General features: G+C 57.3%; 18 protein-coding genes. 7 read left to right on the forward strand and 11 right to left on the reverse strand.

Annotation, left to right across the window (positions count from 1 at the left end):
- Positions 1 to 10 precede the first annotated feature (10 nt).
- The 3 genes from CFBP5473_RS22545 to CFBP5473_RS22555 all read left to right on the forward strand — a co-directional run bounded on the left by CFBP5473_RS22545 (position 11) and on the right by CFBP5473_RS22555 (position 2,500).
- Complete coding sequence (locus tag CFBP5473_RS22545; protein WP_027674922.1) at positions 11 to 889, forward strand: aldo/keto reductase family oxidoreductase; 879 nt, start codon at positions 11 to 13, stop codon at positions 887 to 889.
- Between the two features lie 109 nt (positions 890 to 998).
- A complete protein-coding gene (locus tag CFBP5473_RS22550) occupies positions 999 to 1,271 on the forward strand; it encodes a helix-turn-helix domain-containing protein (protein ID WP_027674923.1) in 273 nt (90 codons plus the stop codon).
- Positions 1,268 to 2,500 carry a type II toxin-antitoxin system HipA family toxin gene (locus CFBP5473_RS22555; RefSeq protein ID WP_027674924.1) on the forward strand — a complete coding sequence of 411 codons (1,233 nt, stop codon included), beginning with the start codon at positions 1,268 to 1,270 and terminating at the stop codon, positions 2,498 to 2,500. The genes CFBP5473_RS22550 and CFBP5473_RS22555 overlap by 4 nt, the downstream gene beginning before the upstream one ends.
- Before the next feature lie 9 nt (positions 2,501 to 2,509).
- Here CFBP5473_RS22555 and CFBP5473_RS22560 read toward each other — a convergent pair whose 3' ends face one another.
- The 5 genes from CFBP5473_RS22560 to CFBP5473_RS22580 are packed head-to-tail and all read right to left on the reverse strand — an operon-like array spanning position 2,510 to position 8,438.
- Positions 2,510 to 3,343 carry an HpcH/HpaI aldolase/citrate lyase family protein gene (locus CFBP5473_RS22560; RefSeq protein ID WP_027674925.1) on the reverse strand — a complete coding sequence of 278 codons (834 nt, stop codon included), beginning with the start codon at positions 3,341 to 3,343 and terminating at the stop codon, positions 2,510 to 2,512.
- The gene (locus CFBP5473_RS22565; RefSeq protein ID WP_027674926.1) at positions 3,340 to 3,792 is read right to left on the reverse strand and encodes a MaoC family dehydratase; all 453 of its coding nucleotides are present in this window, start codon (positions 3,790 to 3,792) and stop codon (positions 3,340 to 3,342) included. The genes CFBP5473_RS22560 and CFBP5473_RS22565 overlap by 4 nt, the downstream gene beginning before the upstream one ends.
- A complete protein-coding gene (locus CFBP5473_RS22570; protein ID WP_027674927.1) occupies positions 3,792 to 5,648 on the reverse strand; it encodes an acetyl/propionyl/methylcrotonyl-CoA carboxylase subunit alpha in 1,857 nt (618 codons plus the stop codon). The genes CFBP5473_RS22565 and CFBP5473_RS22570 overlap by 1 nt, the downstream gene beginning before the upstream one ends.
- A 34-nt stretch (positions 5,649 to 5,682) precedes the next feature.
- Positions 5,683 to 7,278: a carboxyl transferase domain-containing protein gene (locus CFBP5473_RS22575; protein ID WP_027674928.1), complete on the reverse strand. Its 1,596-nt coding sequence runs from the start codon at positions 7,276 to 7,278 to the stop codon at positions 5,683 to 5,685.
- On the reverse strand, positions 7,278 to 8,438 hold the full coding sequence (locus CFBP5473_RS22580; RefSeq protein ID WP_027674929.1) for an isovaleryl-CoA dehydrogenase: 1,161 nt from the start codon (positions 8,436 to 8,438) through the stop codon (positions 7,278 to 7,280). The genes CFBP5473_RS22575 and CFBP5473_RS22580 overlap by 1 nt, the downstream gene beginning before the upstream one ends.
- Positions 8,439 to 8,528: 90 nt before the next feature.
- On the opposite strand from CFBP5473_RS22580, the gene CFBP5473_RS22585 reads away from it, so the two are divergent.
- Complete coding sequence (locus CFBP5473_RS22585; protein ID WP_027674930.1) at positions 8,529 to 9,428, forward strand: LysR family transcriptional regulator; 900 nt, start codon at positions 8,529 to 8,531, stop codon at positions 9,426 to 9,428.
- 4 nt (positions 9,429 to 9,432) lie between these two features.
- On the opposite strand, the gene CFBP5473_RS22590 is transcribed toward CFBP5473_RS22585, so the two are convergent.
- Together CFBP5473_RS22590 and CFBP5473_RS22595 are read right to left on the reverse strand one after the other, a co-directional pair.
- Positions 9,433 to 9,861 carry a DUF4112 domain-containing protein gene (locus CFBP5473_RS22590; RefSeq protein ID WP_027674931.1) on the reverse strand — a complete coding sequence of 143 codons (429 nt, stop codon included), beginning with the start codon at positions 9,859 to 9,861 and terminating at the stop codon, positions 9,433 to 9,435.
- A 114-nt stretch (positions 9,862 to 9,975) separates the two neighbouring features.
- On the reverse strand, positions 9,976 to 10,218 hold the full coding sequence (locus CFBP5473_RS22595; protein ID WP_027674932.1) for an acyl carrier protein: 243 nt from the start codon (positions 10,216 to 10,218) through the stop codon (positions 9,976 to 9,978).
- Positions 10,219 to 10,426: 208 nt separating this feature from the next.
- Between CFBP5473_RS22595 and CFBP5473_RS22600 the strand changes: the two genes are divergently transcribed.
- The 3 genes from CFBP5473_RS22600 (at position 10,427) to CFBP5473_RS22610 (ending at position 13,383) form a co-directional block, all read left to right on the forward strand.
- On the forward strand, positions 10,427 to 11,350 hold the full coding sequence (locus CFBP5473_RS22600; RefSeq protein ID WP_051441229.1) for a transglycosylase SLT domain-containing protein: 924 nt from the start codon (positions 10,427 to 10,429) through the stop codon (positions 11,348 to 11,350).
- 101 nt (positions 11,351 to 11,451) lie between these two features.
- Positions 11,452 to 12,525, forward strand: coding sequence for a catalase family protein (locus CFBP5473_RS22605; RefSeq protein WP_027674934.1), 1,074 nt, complete (start codon positions 11,452 to 11,454; stop codon positions 12,523 to 12,525).
- Positions 12,526 to 12,540: 15 nt separating this feature from the next.
- The gene (locus CFBP5473_RS22610; protein WP_051441230.1) at positions 12,541 to 13,383 is read left to right on the forward strand and encodes a DUF1206 domain-containing protein; all 843 of its coding nucleotides are present in this window, start codon (positions 12,541 to 12,543) and stop codon (positions 13,381 to 13,383) included.
- 19 nt (positions 13,384 to 13,402) lie between these two features.
- Here the strand turns inward: CFBP5473_RS22610 and CFBP5473_RS22615 are convergent, their stop codons facing one another.
- From CFBP5473_RS22615 to CFBP5473_RS22630, 4 genes are all read right to left on the reverse strand, one after another.
- Positions 13,403 to 14,500, reverse strand: coding sequence for a glycoside hydrolase family 88/105 protein (locus CFBP5473_RS22615; protein ID WP_027674936.1), 1,098 nt, complete (start codon positions 14,498 to 14,500; stop codon positions 13,403 to 13,405).
- Between the two features lie 8 nt (positions 14,501 to 14,508).
- Positions 14,509 to 16,065 carry a polygalacturonase PglA gene (gene pglA / locus CFBP5473_RS22620; protein WP_027674937.1) on the reverse strand — a complete coding sequence of 519 codons (1,557 nt, stop codon included), beginning with the start codon at positions 16,063 to 16,065 and terminating at the stop codon, positions 14,509 to 14,511.
- Between the two features lie 77 nt (positions 16,066 to 16,142).
- Positions 16,143 to 17,411, reverse strand: a complete 1,269-nt coding sequence (locus CFBP5473_RS22625; protein ID WP_027674938.1) for an ABC transporter substrate-binding protein — start codon at positions 17,409 to 17,411, stop codon at positions 16,143 to 16,145.
- 37 nt (positions 17,412 to 17,448) lie between these two features.
- Positions 17,449 to 18,549 carry an ABC transporter ATP-binding protein gene (locus tag CFBP5473_RS22630; protein ID WP_027674939.1) on the reverse strand — a complete coding sequence of 367 codons (1,101 nt, stop codon included), beginning with the start codon at positions 18,547 to 18,549 and terminating at the stop codon, positions 17,449 to 17,451.

The raw sequence follows: 18,549 nt of genomic DNA on the forward strand, positions 1-18,549 counted from the left end.
AGCCAGCAAAATGACCAATATTCAACGCGCGGGATCGTTCAAGCTTGGCGATCACAACGTCTATCGCCTGGGATATGGAGCCATGCAACTTGCCGGGAAAGGTGTGTTCGGCCCACCGAGAGACCGGCAAGAGGCTGTCGCCGTTTTGCGGGAAGCTGTTGAGAGCGGCGTCAATCATATAGACACCAGCGACTTCTACGGTCCGCACATAACAAATCAGATCATCAAGGAAGCCTTACATCCTTATCGGGACGACCTCACAATCGTCACCAAGATTGGAGCAATTCGGGGTGAAGATGCGTCGTGGAACGCTGCGTTCTCTAAGGCCGAGCTTACAAAAGCCGTTCACGATAATCTCAAAAATCTTGGTCTCGATGTGCTCGACGTCGTCAACCTTCGCGCGATGTTCGATGTGCATGGGCCTGCCGAAGGTTCGTTGGAAGAGCCTCTGGAAGTAGTTGCGGACCTCCAGCGTCAAGGGCTGGTGAAGCATATCGGGCTCTCCAACGTGACCGAGAAGCAGGTGAGTGATGCCCAGAAAATGGTAGAAGTGGTCTGTGTTCAGAACCAGTATAACCTTGCGCATCGCGGGGATGACGGGCTGATCGATTCCCTCGCGAGCAAAGGCATCGCGTACGTGCCCTTCTTCCCTCTCGGCGGGTTTTCTCCACTCCAGTCACAAACGCTGTCGAATGTCGCAGCCGGTCTTTCGGCAACGCCGATGCAGGTTGCACTTGCTTGGTTGCTGAAGCGCTCACCAAACATTCTCCTGATCCCTGGCACATCTTCGCGCGCGCATCTGGCGGAAAATCTGAAGGCGGCAGAGTTGAACCTGCCGGAAGAGGCTGTCACCGCGTTGAATGGTATGGCGGCAAATACAGCGCATTGAATTACCGATCGGGAAGCTTTGAGTTTCTAAACTGCGGAGCTTCCCGCTCGGTAAGGATAATCTTGATTTCTTCAGAAACTTCCTGTACGGTAAGTTATTGGAGAAGAAGATGTTCAAGACTGCGCAGGATTTGGGACAGGCGATCAAGCAGCGGCGAAAGAATTTGGGCTGGACGCAGGCGGAACTTGCTCGCAGGTCGGGAACCGGTGATCGCTTCGTAATCGAACTGGAAGCTGGCAAGCCGAGTTGCCAGTTGGAAAAAGCGTTGATCGTTGCCCGAACCGTAGGACTGGAGCTAATCGATCGTAAGAGCTTGTCGCCTCAAGCGCGGGCGGAAGATGATGATCTGCACTTCCTGCCAAAGTTTGGTGATAGCGCGTGACGACCATCTTTTACGAGACATTCCCGGTTGCCTCGATGCATTTCGAAGGCCAGTGGCGGCTGGATTACGATTCCAGCTGGCTCGCCCGCCGTTCGGCATTTCCCGTCTCACTCACGATGCCGCTGCAAGACGGGCCTTTTGACGGCTCGGTGCTTCTTCCCTGGCTCTCTAATCTTCTTCCTGAAAATCATCTCAGCGAAATCGGCCAACGGCTGAAGGTCTCGCCTCAGGACATTGTGGGCCTTCTCGAGCATATCGGGAGAGATACGGCTGGCGCCCTTTCCATCGGCAAGGCGCGCAAGAAGGGGATCAGCCTTCAGCCGATACCCGGAATGGAGGCATTGGAACGCATACTGAATGACCTGCAAGCCAAGCCATTCCTTGTCGGCGAAAAGGGTGTGTCGATGTCGCTGGCGGGCGTACAGGAAAAGCTGCCTGTTTATCTGGATGACAGCGGAGAATTTTCGATAGCGCTGGATGGCAGCCCATCCACCCACATCATCAAGCCGGATTCGCCGAGGTTGGCGGGCAGCGTCGAAAATGAAGCCTTTTGCCTTGCCCTTGCCGCCGCCTGCGGTCTGGATGCCGCGCAGGCAGAGATCGGAGTGGTGGGTGCGCGGCGGTTTCTGCTTGTTCGCCGCTATGACCGGTTCACCGACGCATCCGGCGAATTAAGGCGGCTGCATCAGGAGGATCTCTGCCAGCTGACAGGACATTTTCCAGCGCAGAAATACGAACGCTCATCCACGGGCGGGGGCGCGACGCTGAAGATGATGTTCGATGCGATCAATGATCACGTTTCGCCCGGAGAGCGTGTGAAACTTCTGGATGGCGTCATCTTCAATGTTTTGATCTGCAATTCGGATTCCCATGCAAAGAACTATTCCATCCTGATCGGTGCTCAAGGGTCTGCCAAGCTGGCACCGCTCTACGATCTGATGTGCGCAGGCGTTTACCAGCAGGTCGATCAGTCGCTTGCCCAGTCCATCAACGGTTGCTTTATGGCAGTGGAGCTTCATGGAGATGACTGGAGGAAGCTGGCGGAGAATGTGGGCTTGAGCGGTGCATCGACGCTGCGCCGCGTGGCCGAACTGGCCGATCTCGTTGCCTCGAAGTGCGAGGAGACATCGAAACAGGTTTCGGATGCGCATGGAGATCCGACCAGAGTGCTGGAACGGGTGACCCACGCCATCGAAAAGCGCTGCAAGCGTATCCTGCGGCAACTCTGACGGCTTGCGCTACTCTTCAATCATTTTCAGGATGCGTTGCGCCTGCTTCAGATGCGGACGGTCCACCATTTTACCGTCGATCTGCAATACGCCCTTATCCGGCTCGGCTTCGAATGCGCCGACGATTTCACGCGCTCTGAGAACCTCTTTGGCAGTGGGCAGAAACGCCTTGTTGATGATAGGCACCTGAGACGGGTGGATCGCCATCATCCCCGTAAAACCGTCACGACGGGCGTTGAGGGCATATAATTCCAGCCCCCTAGCATCCCGAAAATCGGGATAGACAGTTTCGATTGCCAGCGTGCCTGCAGCATGGGCTCCAAAAAGCGTCAGTGCTCGCACCATCTCGTAAGGCGGCGTCAGCTTTCCATCCGCGTCGCGAGAGCGGCTCGCTCCGATTGCTGCGGGTAAATCTTCCGCACCCCAGGTCAGGCCGATGAGACTGTCTCGAACGGCAGCGTAACTGCCTAATTCGAATATCGCCGTAGGTGTCTCGGTGGCAATCGGCAGGATCGGGATGGGGCCCGCGAGCGAAGACAAGCGGCTGACACTTGCCGCACCCTCGGCCTTTGGCAGCACGAGTGCATCCGGATTGCCGCTCAGGATGGCGGAGAGATCATCGTCGATCATGCCGCTATCGAACGCGTTGACCCGGACGAAGAGTTTGGTGGAACGCTTCGACGTTTTGAGGAAAGCGGAAACCTCCTCGCGTGCTAACGCCTTTTGGCCAAGTGCGACGGAATCTTCCAGATCGAGGATAACGGCGTCGGCTCCGGTGCCAACCGCCTTCTCCATACGATCCGGCCTGTCGCCGGGGACAAAAAGCAGCGAGCGCAATCTCACGCCGGTTTCCTTTGCAGAAGTGCGGTGCGAAGGCAGGTGCAGACAACCTCCTGCCGCTGATTGATGAGGCCGTGTTTGAAAGTCACGATACCCGCTTCGGGTCTTGAGCGGCTTTCCCTTAATTCGTGAACTTCGCTTTCCGCCCGTAGCGTATCGCCAATGAAGACGGGTTTCGGCATCACCACCTTGTCATATCCGAGGTTGGCGATCAGCGTGCCGAGCGTGGTATCGCCGACGCTCAGCCCGATCAACAGCGAGAAGGTGAAGGTGCCGTTGACCAGAATTTGGCCGAACTCGCTGGCGCGCGCCGCTTCTGCATCCAGATGAAGCGGTTGCGGATTATGGGTCATGGTGGAGAAAAGAAGATTGTCCGTTTCCGTAACGGTTCGCCGTATGTCATGCGTCATCCGGTCGCCGACTGTCCATTCCTCGAAATAACGCCCGGCCATCACCCATCCTTTTCGATCTGCAAAAGCATCGTACCTTCAGCAATCTGCGCGCCTTCGCTTGCCCTGATTTCCATCACCTTGCCATCGAAGGGAGCGGTCAATGTCTGCTCCATTTTCATCGCCTCGATGATGATCAGCGCCTGCCCCCGCTTTACCGCCTCACCTTTCGAAACGAAGAGTGCTGTGACCTTGCCGGGCATGGGAGAGGAAATCATGCCACCGGCCCCCTCGCCTGCCTGACCTTTATTTCCAGCGCGACGCCAGCCAATGGGCCATGCCTCGCCATCGATGAAAAGCACGCGGTTGCTTGCGCTCTCCGAAGGCTCCCTATCTTCAATCTCGACCATATAAGGTTGACCGGCAACGACGATTTCCACACGCCGCGATGCTTTTCCATTCAAACGAAAGCCGCGCAGTTGCCCCCAGGAACCGTTGCGTTGTTCTGCCAAAAGAGCGTTGGCTGCCGCCTGTAGAACATGCGGTCCGGGCTCAGACGAGGGAACGAGTGCATCCAGATGCCGCTCGATGAAACCGGTATCGACGGCACCGGACAGGAAATCGGAATGCTTCAATGTTCTCTCCAAAAAGGCAGCATTGGTCTTCACAGGCCATATTTCGACACCGGCCACAGCGTCGGCCAATGCGTCAATCGCTTGCCTGCGCGTTTTCCCTTTGGCTATCAGCTTTGCGATCATGGGGTCGTAATAGGGGCTGACCTCGCCCTTCTCTTCCACGCCACTATCGACGCGAATGGTGTCGGGGAGGCGCAAATGATCGAGCATGCCGATTGAGGGAAGGAAACCATTGGAGGGGTTTTCGGCATATAATCGCGCCTCCACTGCCCATCCATCCATTACGATGTCATCCTGCCGCAAGGGCAATGGTTCGCCCGAGGCAACGCGCAATTGCCATTCGACCAGATCCTGACCGGTTATCGCCTCCGTCACAGGGTGCTCGACCTGCAATCGCGTGTTCATTTCCATGAACCATATTCGATCCGGCCTTAAGCCTTCCGAGGCATCGGCGATGAATTCTATGGTCCCAGCCCCGACATATCCAACCGCACGCGCCGCCTCCACCGCCGCCGTGCAGACCGCATTACGCGTTGCCGCGTCCATTCCGGGTGCAGGCGCTTCCTCGATGACCTTCTGATGACGTCTTTGCAGAGAGCAGTCTCGCTCGAAAAGATGAACAACATTGCCGAAACTGTCGCCGAACACCTGTACTTCGATGTGCCTCGGCGAAAGGACGTATTTTTCAAGAAGCACCCGGTCGTCGCCGAAGGAGGCCGAGGCCTCGCGTTTGCAGCTTGAAAGCGCGCTGTCGAAATCAACGGAGGCGTTCACGCGGCGCATGCCCTTGCCCCCGCCGCCTGCAACGGCCTTTATCAAAACCGGATAGCCGATCTTGTCGGCCTCCTTTTTCAGATGCTCAGAAGACTGGCCTTCCCCGAAATAGCCCGGTGTTACCGGCACATTCGCCGCCACCATTCGCCGCTTCGCTTCGTCCTTCAGGCCCATGGCGCGAATTGCCGAAGGCGGCGCCCCGACCCAGATCAACCCGGCACCGGTGACGCTTTCAGCAAAATCGGCGTTTTCCGAAAGGAAACCGTAACCCGGATGAATGGCGCGCGCCCCCGCCTGCAAGGCGGCCTCGATGATTCTGTCACCCCGCAGATAGCTTTCTTTCGCGGGTGCCGTGCCGATACAGATCGCCTGGTCGGCTTCCCGGACAAAGGGTGCTTCAGCATCGACATCGGAATGAACGGCAATCGTGCGGATGCCGAGCTTTCGCGCGGTTCTTATGATCCGCCGCGCAATCTCACCGCGATTGGCAATCAGCAGGCTATCGAGCACGTTCACTCACTCCACGGCTAGTTGATGACATGGGCTACATCCTGAACAGGCCGAATTGCGCCCGCTCCGGTATCGGGGCATTCAGGGTTGCGGCAAATGCGAGGCCCAAAACATCTCTCGTCTGTGCGGGGTCGATGATGCCGTCGTCCCACAGTCTGGCCGTCGCATAATAGGGGTTGCCCTCATTCTCGTATTTCTGCCGGATGGGGGTCTTGAAAGCGTCTTCCTCTTGCGCACTCCAGGTATCGGCATCCCGATGCACCGTTGCGAGCACGGCGGCGGCCTGCTCTCCGCCCATGACGGAGATACGGGAATTGGGCCAACTGAACAGAAAGCGCGGCTGATAAGCCCTACCACACATGCCGTAATTGCCCGCGCCGAAACTGCCGCCGATCAACACCGTGATTTTCGGGACGGAGGCTGTCGCAACGGCGGTCACCAGCTTGGCACCATTCTTTGCGATGCCGTCTGCTTCGTATTTCCCGCCCACCATGAAGCCGGAAATGTTCTGAAGGAAGAGAAGCGGCACACGTCTTTGGCAGGCAAGCTCGATGAAATGCGCTCCCTTCAGCGCACTTTCAGAAAAAAGAACCCCGTTATTGGCAAGGATTGCGACGGGCATTCCCCATATGCGGGCAAATCCGCAGACGAGCGTGATGCCATAGCTTGCCTTGAATTCGTGAAGCTCGGACTGGTCGACAATTCGGGCGATGACGTCGCGAACGTCATAGGGGGTGCGCACGTCTTTGGGCACGATCCCGTAAAGCTCATTCGCATCGTAAGCAGGTGGATGAGGTTCAAAAAGTTCGATATCGACCTGTCTCTTCCGGTTCAGCGTCGCAACGATATCGCGGACGATCAGTAGCGCTTCCTCGTCATTTTCCGCGACATGATCAACCACGCCGGAACGTCTGCTGTGAACATCTGCTCCGCCAAGATCTTCGGCAGAAATCACCTCCCCCGTTGCCGCCTTGACCAGCGGGGGGCCTGCCAGAAAGATCGTCCCCTGATTTCTGACGATAACGGTTTCATCAGACATTGCCGGCACATAGGCACCGCCTGCAGTGCAGCTTCCCATGACGCATGCAATCTGGGCAATGCCTGCGGCAGACATCTGTGCCTGATTGTAGAAGATACGCCCGAAATGATCCCTATCTGGAAAAACTTCCGCCTGATGCGGTAAGTTCGCACCGCCGGAATCCACCAGATAGATGCAAGGCAGCCTGTTTTCGAAAGCAATTTCCTGAGCGCGCAGATGCTTCTTCACCGTCATCGGAAAATAGGCCCCGCCCTTTACGGTGGGGTCATGCGCCACGATCATGCAGTCGACACCCGATACCTTGCCGATACCGGCGATCATTCCGGCGCCCGGTGCTTCGTCCTCATACATGCCGTTGGCTGCCAGCTGACCGATTTCGAGAAAGGGCGAGAGCGGGTCCAGCAGACGTTCCACGCGGTCGCGCGCGAGCAATTTTCCGCGCGCAACGTGACGCTCGCGATGCTTTTCCGATCCGCCCTTGGCTGTCTCTGCCACCTTCTGCCGAAGTGCTTCGGCAAGCGCGATATTATGCGTCCTGTTGGCGAGAAAGGTTTCGGAGGAGGTATCGATGGTGCTGTGGAGTTGCGGCATCATGCTTTCTCCGCGGCAATGACTTCCCGACCGATCAGCATGCGACGGACTTCATTGGTGCCAGCGCCGATATCGAGAAGTTTGGAATCGCGCCAAAGACGCTCCACCGGCCAATCCTTGGTGTAACCTGCTCCGCCCAGTGCCTGAACCGCCTGCTCCGCAACCCTTACCGCATTTTCAGATGCAAAGAGGATAGCGCCAGCCGCATCGTGTCGTGTCGTCTTGCCCGCATCGCAGGCTCTTGCGACAGCATAAACATAAGCACGGGCAGAATTCAGCGCCACGACCATATCCGCCACCTTCGCCTGCATGAGCTGGAAGCTTCCGATTGGCTGACCGAACTGCTTTCGTTCCCGAACATAGGGCAGAACCACATCGAGACAGGCCTGCATGATGCCGAGCTGGATGCCGGAAAGGACGACGCGCTCATAATCGAGGCCCGACATCAGCACTTTTACCCCGCCATTCAGCGGGCCCATGACTGCGCTTTCGGGAACGAAACAGTCGTTGAAGACGAGTTCTGCCGTTGGGGAACCGCGCATGCCGACCTTGTCGATCTTCTGCCCGATTGAAAAACCGGCGAAACCTTTTTCGATGAGAAAGGCGGTGATGCCGCGTGAGCCTGCATCTGCCTGTGTCCTCGCATAAACCACCAGCGTCTCAGCATAGGGCGCATTGGTGATCCAGAACTTGGTGCCGTTTAGCCGGCAGCCTCCCTCGACTTTTTCCGCCTTGAGCTTCATCGAAACAACGTCCGATCCAGCGCCAGCTTCGGACATTGCGAGACTTCCGACATGCTCGCCGGAAATGAGCTTTGGCAGGTATTTCTGTTTCTGCTCAGGCGAGCCCCAGCGTGAAATCTGGTTGATGCAGAGGTTGGAATGGGCGCCATAGGAGAGCCCGACTGAGGCGGAGACGCGGCTGACTTCTTCGCAGGCGATGACATGGTCCAGATAGCCGAGCTTCAGACCGCCATACTCTTCTTCCGCGGTTATGCCGTGCAGCCCCAGCGCGCCCATTTCCGGCCAGAGTTCGATTGGAAACCGGTCATCACGGTCTATTTCCGCCGCAAGTGGCGCGATTTTCTCAGTCGCAAAACGCCGGGTGGCATCGCGCAATGATTCCGTCATTTCAGACAGCCCGAAATCAAGCTCCACCATGCTGCGGCCCTCCCTGACCAGCTTGGATGCTACACCTGAAAATGCTATTGGTAAAATCGATGCTTTCGAAGCTGAGGATAGACAGTATCTATGATCGATCGATATCTTTTGCGCTATCTTCTGGCCGTTGTCGACAAGGGCAGCTTCACAAAGGCGGCCGCGCATTGCGGCGTGTCGCAGCCGACGCTCTCGGCAGGCATTGCCAAATTGGAGGCGGAAGTGGGAGCCGCTCTTCTCCTTCGAAGCAACCGCCGCGTCGAATTGACCGGACTTGGTGTGCGGTGGGTGGAGCGGGCGCGCAGGATCGAGCGCGAGTTTACGCTTGGTGAGCAGGAGGCACGGCTTCCAGATGCCCAATCCACTTTACGCCTGGGTGTTGTTTCCAGCCTGCCGAGCACATGGATGGAGGAGGCGTTACGCGCCGCACGCTTAGGTGGCAGGCCTTACAGGATCGAGATTGTCGAAGCCTCGGAAAAGCTTCTTCTGGAGCGGCTCGATCGTGGTCGGTTGGACGTTCTGCTCAGTGTCGTTCGTGGTGCGAGGTCTCGCTTTTCCGACGTCATTTTTGAAGAAGGCTACGGCCTCGTACTCCCTTCCGATCATCCGCTTGCACAAAAACAAAACATCGATGCGGAAGAGGTTGCAGATAGCCAGATGATCGTTCGCAGACATTGCGAAGCGCTGTCCGCTACGAGCGGTCATTTCACCGCACGCGGTGTCAGGCCTTTCATGTCGGCGCGGACAACAAATGACAATCAGGCTCTTGGCTATGTCCGAGCGGGACACGGATTGACAGTCATGCCCGATTGTTTTGCTGACGAGGACATTGCAATGGCCCGTCTTTCAGGGTTCGATCTCAGGCGTGAGATCGGCTTCGTCCATGATCGGATACCGGAGGAACGCCGCCATTCCGAGGCGCTCACCGCAATTCGCGATACCCTTTTGGAAAGGCATGCGAAGCTGCGGCAGGCATTTCCTCACCTTGCCTGATTGCTCACCTCTTTCGTCGCAATTCTTCCGGCTGGACGCCGAAATGATCGAGAATGATCTGCACGTTGCGGCGGTGGGATTTGAAATAGACGTCGAACAGATCGCCGAAGAGCGGCACGCTGCCGACGATGGAATCCATCGCGACATTACCGATCATTTTCGCCAGCTTTTCCGGCGGAACACCAAGACGGCGGGCCTCATTGACGATATAAAGCCCAACAAGCGCACCAGCGCCGTCACCAAGGACCGGTACGAGGCCGAGAACGGAATCGGCCCCGAAGCGGATGCGCGTGCCGGGAATGCCAACCGCCGTATCCATCAGTCGGGAGATGCCGGACAGTCTGCGCAGTTTCAGAAGACGTTGCTCGACATCAAAGGCGTCCCTTGAGGCACTCGCGCCAAAGCCACCTGCATTCCATGTTCTCGCTGCCATAGGAACCTCCAAAACTGGAAAACCAGCGAGAAAGAAATGGGGGAGCGATGCTGGATTTCAAGTCAAAGCACCATGTCTTCGAATTCTACCCGGAATATTGATCAGAAATGTCTCTTAAAGCTGCAGCATGTTTTCTTTCAGATAATTCACCGCATCGCCAACGCTAAGAATTTTTTCAGCCGCGTCGTCATCGATCACCACACCGAATTCCTGCTCGATTGCCATGATGATTTCGACCGCTTCAAGAGAATCCGCGCCAAGGTCTTCCGTGAAGCTCGCGTTATCCTCAATCGTATCTGCCGGAATCTCCAAATAGTGTCCGATGATCGACTTTATTCGGCCTGCTATCTCGTCCATAAAATTCCTTTCGGATCAATGAGATCAATCGATGTGTTGCTTCAGTCTGGAAAGGCGGTGATGGTGGGGCGTGTTCGCATTGAAGCTAGCACATTATGCGACTTAAGTACGGCGGCAAAAAATACGGTTCTCCTTCATGAACCCGTAATTGAGGATGAGAGTTGTGTAACTCCTTGAAACTGGATGGTGATGATATGGCGAGCTTTCGATGACCTCAAGACGCTTGGTCGGCCAAATTAAGGCCGCCGCACTTATGCTCGTCGCGCTCTCTTCCGGCGCAGCTGCGGCATCGGAAAAAACGTCGGACGCTTCCTGTCTCTACGAAGGCGATGTGGGTGGAGAAACGATCTGCATCAGGAAAAACAGTTTCAATGCGGACCTCTGCCGGGCCATAGGCCGTTCCGCTGAAACGCATGGCGTGCCGCCTGCTTTCTTTGCGCGGCTCATCTGGCGGGAAAGCCTTTTTCGCCCGGAAGCCATCAGCCACAAGGGCGCTGAGGGAATTGCACAATTCATGCCATCCACCGCGCGGCTGAGAGGACTTGAGAACAGCTTCCACGTCATCGAAGCGCTCGATGCATCCGCTACCTACCTCAAGACCCTGGAAGGGCAGTTTGGCAATTTCGGTTTTGCCGCGGCGGCCTACAATGCAGGTGAAGGCGGGCTTTCCCGCTTCCTGAATACGGGTCGCCTGCCCATCGAGACGCGCGATTATGTTTTTGCGATCACCGGCCAGACAATCGAGATGTGGAAGGACAAGCCACCTGAGAAGGCTGCTCTCGAGTTGGATGACGCGATGCCGTTTCAGGAGGCTTGCGTTCAACTGGCGTCCACACGCCGCATGAATGAGCCGGTCTTTGCCGGGTCGGCAGACTGGGCACCCTGGGGCGTACAACTCTCGGCGCACTATCGGCCATCGGTGGTGGATCAGCTGTTCAACCGCGCAATTGCAAAGCTGCCTGCCCCACTGAATGATGAGCGCGCCCTGATCGTGCGCCAGCGCGGAGGCAACTTCGGCTCGCGGCCCAGATATGCGGCGCGGATTGGGCGGGAAACGCGTGCGGAAGCGAATTCCCTTTGCGAGCGCATAAAGGCCGCCTCGGTTCCCTGCACTGTCTTCCGTAACCGATAAGAGTCTGCATGGCTTCGCCTCGAGAATATTAGGGTTACATGGAACATCCTGAGAGTCATCACGTTGTGAAACGACCCGTCTTTCACACTGGAGCGCCTCCCATGACCTCATCCCCGGTTCGTTATTCGCCTGAACTCGAAGAGTTTCGCCCCGATGAGGATGAGGTCGTGTCCGGTCTCAATGACGCATTCGACGTCATTCTCAAACGAACTGCGGACGATTACGGCCACGCAGTCCGCTCCGTCCACGCGAAAGCGCATGGAATATTGAAAGGTCGGATGAGGGTCGAGGATGGTTTGAGCCCGGAACTCGCACAGGGACTGTTTGCCCATCCGGGCAATTACGATGTCTTTATGCGCCTGTCCACGAATGCCGGGGACATCCTGCCCGATACAATCGCCTTGCCAAGAGGTATTGCTGTAAAGGTGGTCGGTGTTTCGGGCGAGAGGCTGGAGGGTGCGGCTGGCGAAACGCAGGATTTCGTCATGGTCAATGGACCCGTTTTTCAGGCGCCGAATGCGAAAAAGTTTCTGTCGAACCTGAAGATGCTGGCGAAAACCACCGACCGGATGGAAGGGACGAAAGAAGTGCTTTCCAGTGTTCTTCAGGTCGCCAACAAGGGTCTGGAAGCCGTCGGGCTTGCCAGCCCCAAGGTGCAATCCCTCGGTGGAGCGCCGAATGTGGATCCGCTCGGCGAGACCTATTTCAGTGTTACACCTTTTCGGTATGGCGAATATGTCGCGAAGTTCCGCCTGAAGCCGGTCGCCCATGGTTTGCTGGAACTGGAGGGTCGCGAGATCGATACCAGCACTGGCGACAATGCCATTCGCGATACTGTCCGCGCGGAAATGCAGGATATTCGTGGCGAGTGGGAGTTTCAGGTCCAGCTCTGTCGAGACGTTGAAAAACAGCCCGTCGAAGACCCTACCGTGGAGTGGGACGAGGAGGAAGCGCCATTCGCCACCGTCGCCCGCATCGTTGTCGAACCCCAGGACAGCTGGAGCGACGAGCAGGTTTCGACTGTGGATGAAAGGATGCGTTTCAGTGTCTGGACAGGCCTTAAGGATCACCAGCCGCTCGGCAACATCAACCGCGCACGCAAGGTGCCTTACGAGCACTCTTCTCGCTTCCGCGAGGCGTTCAACGGCTGTCCGATCCACGAGCCACAGCGATAAGGGGCACGTTGAAAAATGAGTTACGCCGACCGCTCAGTCGCCGCCAGCCCAAAACCTCGTTTCGAACTGCTTGCCAAATTCGGCTATGCAGCGCGAGGTGTAGTTTTCCTTTTGGTTGCGGGCCTCGCACTTTTCTCAGGCTTTGCCAAGAGCCAAACAGATACCAAATCTGCGGTTTCGCTACTCCTAGAACAGCCTTTTGGAAGGGTCTGGGTGGGCCTGATCGGGGCTGGACTGTTCGGCTTCGTCGCCTGGCGTCTGGCACAATCGCTGCTGGATAGCGATGGCCATGGCAAAAAGGGCAAGGCTTTGATCGTTCGCGCGGCACTCCTCGGCAGCGCTGTCACCTATACCAGCCTTGCACTCTATGCCATCGGCCACGCGTTCAATTCGGGCGGTGGCGAAGGTTCCGGTGAAAAAGGGCTTGCCGAATGGGTCATGTCCCGACCCTTCGGGTCCTACCTTGCCATTGCAGTTGGCATCGGTTTCGTCATCGGCGGCCTCGTTACCTCCTTCAAAGGCATTGCCCGCAAGTTCGAGAAATACGTAAAAATCCCCAAGAACCGATCCGCACTTTCATGGGTCTGTATTTACGGGCTTGTCGCACGCGGTGTGGTTTTTGCCGTCACCGGCATCCTGTTTGCCTATGCTGGTTATAAGGTCGATCCATCACAGGCAGGCAGCATGTCCGATGCCATGGAATGGTTGCGACAGCTGCCGTTTGGCCAGATTATCTATTTGATCATTGCAGCCGGACTGGCGGCTTTTGGAATCTACAATCTTGTCGAGGCGCGCTATCGTATCGTCAAGGGACCAAGCCTGTCCGAGATCAAGCGTGCTGTGCCCAATCTCGGTTAGTTTTGTTGGCCGCTGACATCTATTGCTGGAGTTGAAGAAACTCCGCATAGGCCATCATCAGCGGCCCGGCGCCCTTCGCATCGTCTTTCACCACCGGTTCGGTGAGATAATATTCCGGCGATCCGTCGCGGTAATTTCCATCGAAGCCGCCCAGTCCTGCGACGTGGACGATGCCGCAAAGCTTTGCCGTGCCGTCTGCCTCTTGCTCAAGTTTGGTCTTAATCAACGCTTCCAGCGCCTTGCTGCCTGCCCGACGCGCACGGTGTCCGTCCTTTACAGTCACCAGATTCAGGCGCGATGCCCTGAGAAGCGCATAGGCAAACATGGCGGAGGCGGACGTTTCCTCGTAGTTGCCTGTGAGATCGGGCGCATCGAAGACCTGCATCCAAAGGCCGTTTTCAGTCTGTCGATCCATAACGTCCGTCAGCATGGTCACTGTTCGCTTTCGAAGCGATGCTGTCGCCTCGTCTTCTGGCAGCATCGTCATGCAGTCGACAAGCGCCATGGCAAGCCAGCCAAGCGAGCGGCCCCAGAGAGCGGGGGAGCGCCCGGTTACCGGGTCGGCCCAGCTTTGTTCGCGACTATCGTCGTAACCGTGAACGTAAAGCCCGCCGGGGTTTTCCGTCAGTGCAAGCGCTGTTGCCAGCTGTTGTAGCGCATCGCCGGTCAGATCGGGACGCCCCGTCGCCTTGGCATATTCGATCTGGAAAGGCAGACCCATATAGAGCCCGTCTAGCCAGAGTTGATGCGGATAACGCTTCTTGTGCCAGTAGTTTCCGGCAGGAATTCTGGGATGGGTTTCAAGCTGTCCGGCGAGATGTTGAGCCGCCTTCATGTAACGGCTGTCGCCCGTCGCTTCCGCCATTGGAAAGAGCACACGCCCTGCCAGAATATGATCGATGTTGTATTCCTGCGGATCGTAGCCCGCCAGCACACCATCTGCGCCAATCTGCTGATCGGCCATCCGATGCAGGTGATCATTCCAGCGCTTGTCGCCTGTCGCGTCATGCAGAAGCTGCAGGCCGCGATAGATGCAGCCATCCTCGTAACACCAGCTTCCACCTTTGTAATGCTGGTAGCGGCTGGCAAACTGTTCGAAATAATCCAAGGCATTCATGTTTGGGCTCAACCGGCTTGTGAAAGGGAAATGGGTGATTGGCTGATCAGCGACGGGTCGTCGCAACGGACCTCCGCCTGTTCGCAGACGATTGCCTCATGGCGCATCGGGCGAATGTGATCGGCCATGATGGGTGCTGTTGCGACCGCGTTCGGATCGAGCGAAACGATTTTCAGCCCGCGGATTTCGATGTCACGGATCGGCGCTTCGGGAAGACCAAGGAAGACGCCTGCGGCATGGGAAAGATTGCGGACTTCGACATCCTCGACGGCGATCCTGCTGATCCGCGGCGTGCCCGTATCGACAATGGAGGCATGTCTCGACTGTACCCAGTCGTCATGTCCATCCGCATCGCAATGATAATGCGCGTTGGCTGAGAGCGCGGTTTGCACGCCGTCGAGCAGAACCCTGCGCATGGTGATGTTGCTTACCGACCCGCCGCGTCCGCGCCGCGTCTTGAGGCGCAGGCCGCGATCGGTGCCGACCATCTCGCAATCTTCGATAACCACATCATGCACGCCACCGGACATTTCCGAACCGATGACCAGCCCGCCATGGCCGCGCTCCATCAGGCAGTGGCGCACGGCAATGCCGCGCGTTTCTGCCAGATGATCGTCCTCGCCATCCGGCCCGCGCTTGCCCGCTTTGACGGCGATGCAATCATCGCCGACCGAAAAACGAACACCGGCGATAAGAATGTCGCGACAGCTTTCCGGATTGAAACCATCCGTATTCGGACTATCCGCCGGCGCCTTGATGGTGAGGCCCGCGGCGACCAGATGATCGCAACCCTGCGGATGGATCGTCCACGACGGAGCGTTTTGAATGGTGAAGCCGAAGAGCTTTACATTTTTGCTGGAGATGAGATGCAGGCCGCGCGGGCGGCGCGCGCCATCGCGCGTTTCCTTCGGCCATTTCCACCAGTCGCCCTTGTCGCCGGAGCCGTCCAGTGTCCCCTCGCCTTCGATGACGAGATTTTTCGCCGAGATAGCATATAGAGGTGCTGCGAAACAGGCATCCGGTAGGCCTTCCCAGCTGCCCAGCATTTGTCCGTCGGCATCCCGCGAGCCAAGGATTGGCCATCCCTCCCGGATGGAGGGTGCTCGAAGCACCGCGCCCTGTGGCAGATGCAGAGACATGTCGCTTTTCAGCTGCAAGGGATAGGTAGTCCATGTCCCTGCCGGGATATGAAGAGTGCCGCCCTTCGGAACGGCAGCGATAGCCTCCGCAAAGGCGCGCGCGTTGGCACGCGCTGCATCGGCATCATCAAGCGCCACATCTGCAACAATCGCATGATCGCCCACATTCACGAGACCGGCGCAAGGTGACGTGTGAAATTCCAGAGGATCAAAACCTTCAGCCTCGAAGCTGTAGGCCCTGTCTGGCTCAAGGTCGTGCAGCAACGTCACGACACGCGTGGTGCTGCCTTCGCGCACGCTTTCTTCGGTGCCTTCGGAGGTCAAGCGCCAGGAAATCTCCGTGGGGAGATTGTAGCGTGCGCCTGGCACAGCAAGGCAAAGCGCTGCCGTGCGCGCAGAATGCGCGATGAGCAAGGGTCGGTTCATGTTCGGTCTCGTTTTATCGTTGAGCCTTCGCCGAAAAATCGGCGAAGGCATCCGCTCATGGCAAAGTCGGCCAGTCCTCAGTCGAACTTTGCCAGAACGTCGTTGGTGGAATCGATGATCTGTTCGGCGGCTTCCTCGGCGGTCAGCTGGCCGTAAGCGAATTCTTCCAGCGTATCGATAAAGGCAGAGCGGATTTCAGGATGCTCGTTGAAGGGAGACACAACCGGGCCGGAGGCAGCCATGACGATGGCATTCGCTGCCCGAACTTCAGGTTCACCCTTGTCTCCCAGCCGTGCGGCCGCTGCCTTGGATGCAGGCAGACCACGCGATGTTCCAAGCGCATCGATACCTTCCGGCTCGTTGAGCAGGCAGTTGAGGATTTGCGCTGCCGCTTCCGGGTTCTTCGAATTGCGCGACACCGAGAACACCATGGATGGCTTGCGGTAAACGCCTTCTGTCACCGCATCGGCCTGCTTCAGCATTGCCACCGGCTTCAAAACCTGACCTTCTTTCAACGGGTCGGCATATTTCGAATAGGTGGAATCCCACTCGTAGGAACCAGCGATACGGCCTTCGGACCATGACGGCTTTTCGTAGAGATTGACGTTGCCATCTGCCGCTTCTTCTTTCTGCGAACGGATGGAACCGGTTTCGACGAGCTTGCCGAGGAAGGAAATCGCACCGGCAAGCTCTTCCGGCGTCCAGGCAACGCGGTTGGTCTTCTCATCCACCAGATCCTTGCCCGTCTTCTGCACGACGGCGAGCGTCACCAGAAGCTGCGCTGTCTCCTTCACGGCGTTGAACGTGTAGTAATCCTTGCCGAGCTTTTCCTTGATCGTCTTCGTCGCGGCGAAAAACTCGTCCCATGTCTTCGGAATTTCGACGCCAGCCTTTTCGAATGTCGTGGCATTGAAGAAGAACACGCGGCCTGTCGTGGAAACGGAAAGGCCCTGCAACTTGCCATTCATAGACCCGGCTTCGAGGTCGTTTTCCGTCCATTGAGACAGATCGATGCCCTTGAGCTGCCGAAGGTCTGCGAAGCCCTCGCCGTTCTTGGAGAAGAGCGGCAGCCACGGCCAGTTGACCTGAATGATGTCGGCCTCGGTCTTTCCGGCCATCTGCGTGGTCAGCTTTTCGAGATAACCGTCGAAGCCGGTGAACTCACCCTTGACGATGTGGCCGTATTTTTCACCGCAGGCAGCAATAGCCTTCTGCGTAGCGACGTGACGGCTTTCGCCACCCCACCAGGACATTCTGAGTTCGGCGGCGCTGGCGGCTGGCGCCATGGCCATCGCGGCATATGCGGTTGCAGCCAGAAGCGTCATTGTTCGTTTGAACGTGTTCATTAATTTCCTACTCCTCAAATATTTTTATGCCGCGCGGTTACAGCGAGACATTGCGGCCATCGGCCTTGTCGAAAATGTGCAGTTTCTCCGGGTCCGGCTTCAGGCGCAGTTCGCCAGAGCGACCCAGTTCTTCGAATTCCGCAGCGCCGACGACGCTGACCAGTTTCTGTCCGGCAAGATCGGCATGAAGATAGACCTCGTGCCCCATGAACTCGGCATTGGTGAGCTTTGCCTGAAGTGCCGGGCCATCGTCATGCATGGCCAGTGAAAGGTGCTGCGGCCTGATGCCGATCACGGCATCCTTTGGGCGCGCGGACAGGCGACATTCCAGATGATCGCCAATCGGCAGGCGCTGGCCAGCGATGACGAAATCGGAGCCTTCCATCGTGACATCGACCAGGTTCATCTCCGGCGTGCCGATGAAGCCTGCGACGAAGAGATTGGCCGGGTGATTATAAAGCTCCTTCGGTGTTGCCACCTGCATGATGCGACCCGTCTGCATGACGCAGATACGGTCTCCCATGGTCATGGCTTCCGTCTGGTCGTGTGTCACGTAAATGACGGTCGATGACAGGCCATCCGCCTTTAACTGCCGGTGAAGATCGGTGATGCGAACGCGCATCGAAGCACGCAGCTTCGCGTCGAGATTGGAAAGCGGCTCATCGAAAAGGAACACGCCCGGCTTCTTGATGAGCGCGCGCCCAAGCGCCACGCGCTGGGCCTGCCCGCCGGAAAGCTGCTTAGGCAAGCGATCCAGAAGCGGTTCGATTTCCAGAATGCGCGCTACATTGTCGATTGCCTTTTCGATATCGGGTTTGGCGACGCCCGCGATCTTCAGACCGAAGGCAAGATTGCCGCGGACTTTCATGTGCGGATAGAGGGCATAATTCTGGAACACCATGGCGATGGAACGCTTGCCCGGCGGCAGATCGTTGACCCGCTGATCGCCAATCAGGATTTCCCCGCCGGTAATTTCCTCAAGCCCCGCCACCATGCGCAGCGTGGTGGATTTGGCGCAGCCGGACGGGCCGACGAAGACCATGAACTCGCCGTCTTCGATCTCGAGATTGATGCCATGGACAGCCTTGAAGCTGCCGCCATAGACCTTTTCGAGGTTCTTCAGTTCTACACTTGCCAT

The organism is Agrobacterium larrymoorei (assembly GCF_005145045.1).
In the GTDB taxonomy this organism is placed as follows: Bacteria; Pseudomonadota; Alphaproteobacteria; order Rhizobiales; family Rhizobiaceae; genus Agrobacterium; species Agrobacterium larrymoorei.

Bases quoted from the DNA above. Each gene is read 5' to 3' on its own strand.
- CFBP5473_RS22595 (WP_027674932.1), bottom strand. From the start codon at position 10,218: ATGGACGAGATAGCAGGCCGAATAAAGTCGATCATCGGACACTATTTG.
- pglA (WP_027674937.1), bottom strand. From the start codon at position 16,065: ATGAACCGACCCTTGCTCATCGCGCATTCTGCGCGCACGGCAGCGCTT.
- CFBP5473_RS22630 (WP_027674939.1), bottom strand. From the start codon at position 18,549: ATGGCAAGTGTAGAACTGAAGAACCTCGAAAAGGTCTATGGCGGCAGC.
- CFBP5473_RS22590 (WP_027674931.1), bottom strand. From the start codon at position 9,861: ATGGCAGCGAGAACATGGAATGCAGGTGGCTTTGGCGCGAGTGCCTCA.
- CFBP5473_RS22565 (WP_027674926.1), bottom strand. From the start codon at position 3,792: ATGGCCGGGCGTTATTTCGAGGAATGGACAGTCGGCGACCGGATGACG.
- CFBP5473_RS22600 (WP_051441229.1), top strand. From the start codon at position 10,427: ATGACCTCAAGACGCTTGGTCGGCCAAATTAAGGCCGCCGCACTTATG.
- CFBP5473_RS22615 (WP_027674936.1), bottom strand. From the start codon at position 14,500: ATGAATGCCTTGGATTATTTCGAACAGTTTGCCAGCCGCTACCAGCAT.
- CFBP5473_RS22625 (WP_027674938.1), bottom strand. From the start codon at position 17,411: ATGAACACGTTCAAACGAACAATGACGCTTCTGGCTGCAACCGCATAT.
- CFBP5473_RS22585 (WP_027674930.1), top strand. From the start codon at position 8,529: ATGATCGATCGATATCTTTTGCGCTATCTTCTGGCCGTTGTCGACAAG.
- CFBP5473_RS22575 (WP_027674928.1), bottom strand. From the start codon at position 7,278: ATGCCGCAACTCCACAGCACCATCGATACCTCCTCCGAAACCTTTCTC.
- CFBP5473_RS22580 (WP_027674929.1), bottom strand. From the start codon at position 8,438: ATGGTGGAGCTTGATTTCGGGCTGTCTGAAATGACGGAATCATTGCGC.
- CFBP5473_RS22610 (WP_051441230.1), top strand. From the start codon at position 12,541: ATGAGTTACGCCGACCGCTCAGTCGCCGCCAGCCCAAAACCTCGTTTC.
- CFBP5473_RS22545 (WP_027674922.1), top strand. From the start codon at position 11: ATGACCAATATTCAACGCGCGGGATCGTTCAAGCTTGGCGATCACAAC.
- CFBP5473_RS22550 (WP_027674923.1), top strand. From the start codon at position 999: ATGTTCAAGACTGCGCAGGATTTGGGACAGGCGATCAAGCAGCGGCGA.
- CFBP5473_RS22605 (WP_027674934.1), top strand. From the start codon at position 11,452: ATGACCTCATCCCCGGTTCGTTATTCGCCTGAACTCGAAGAGTTTCGC.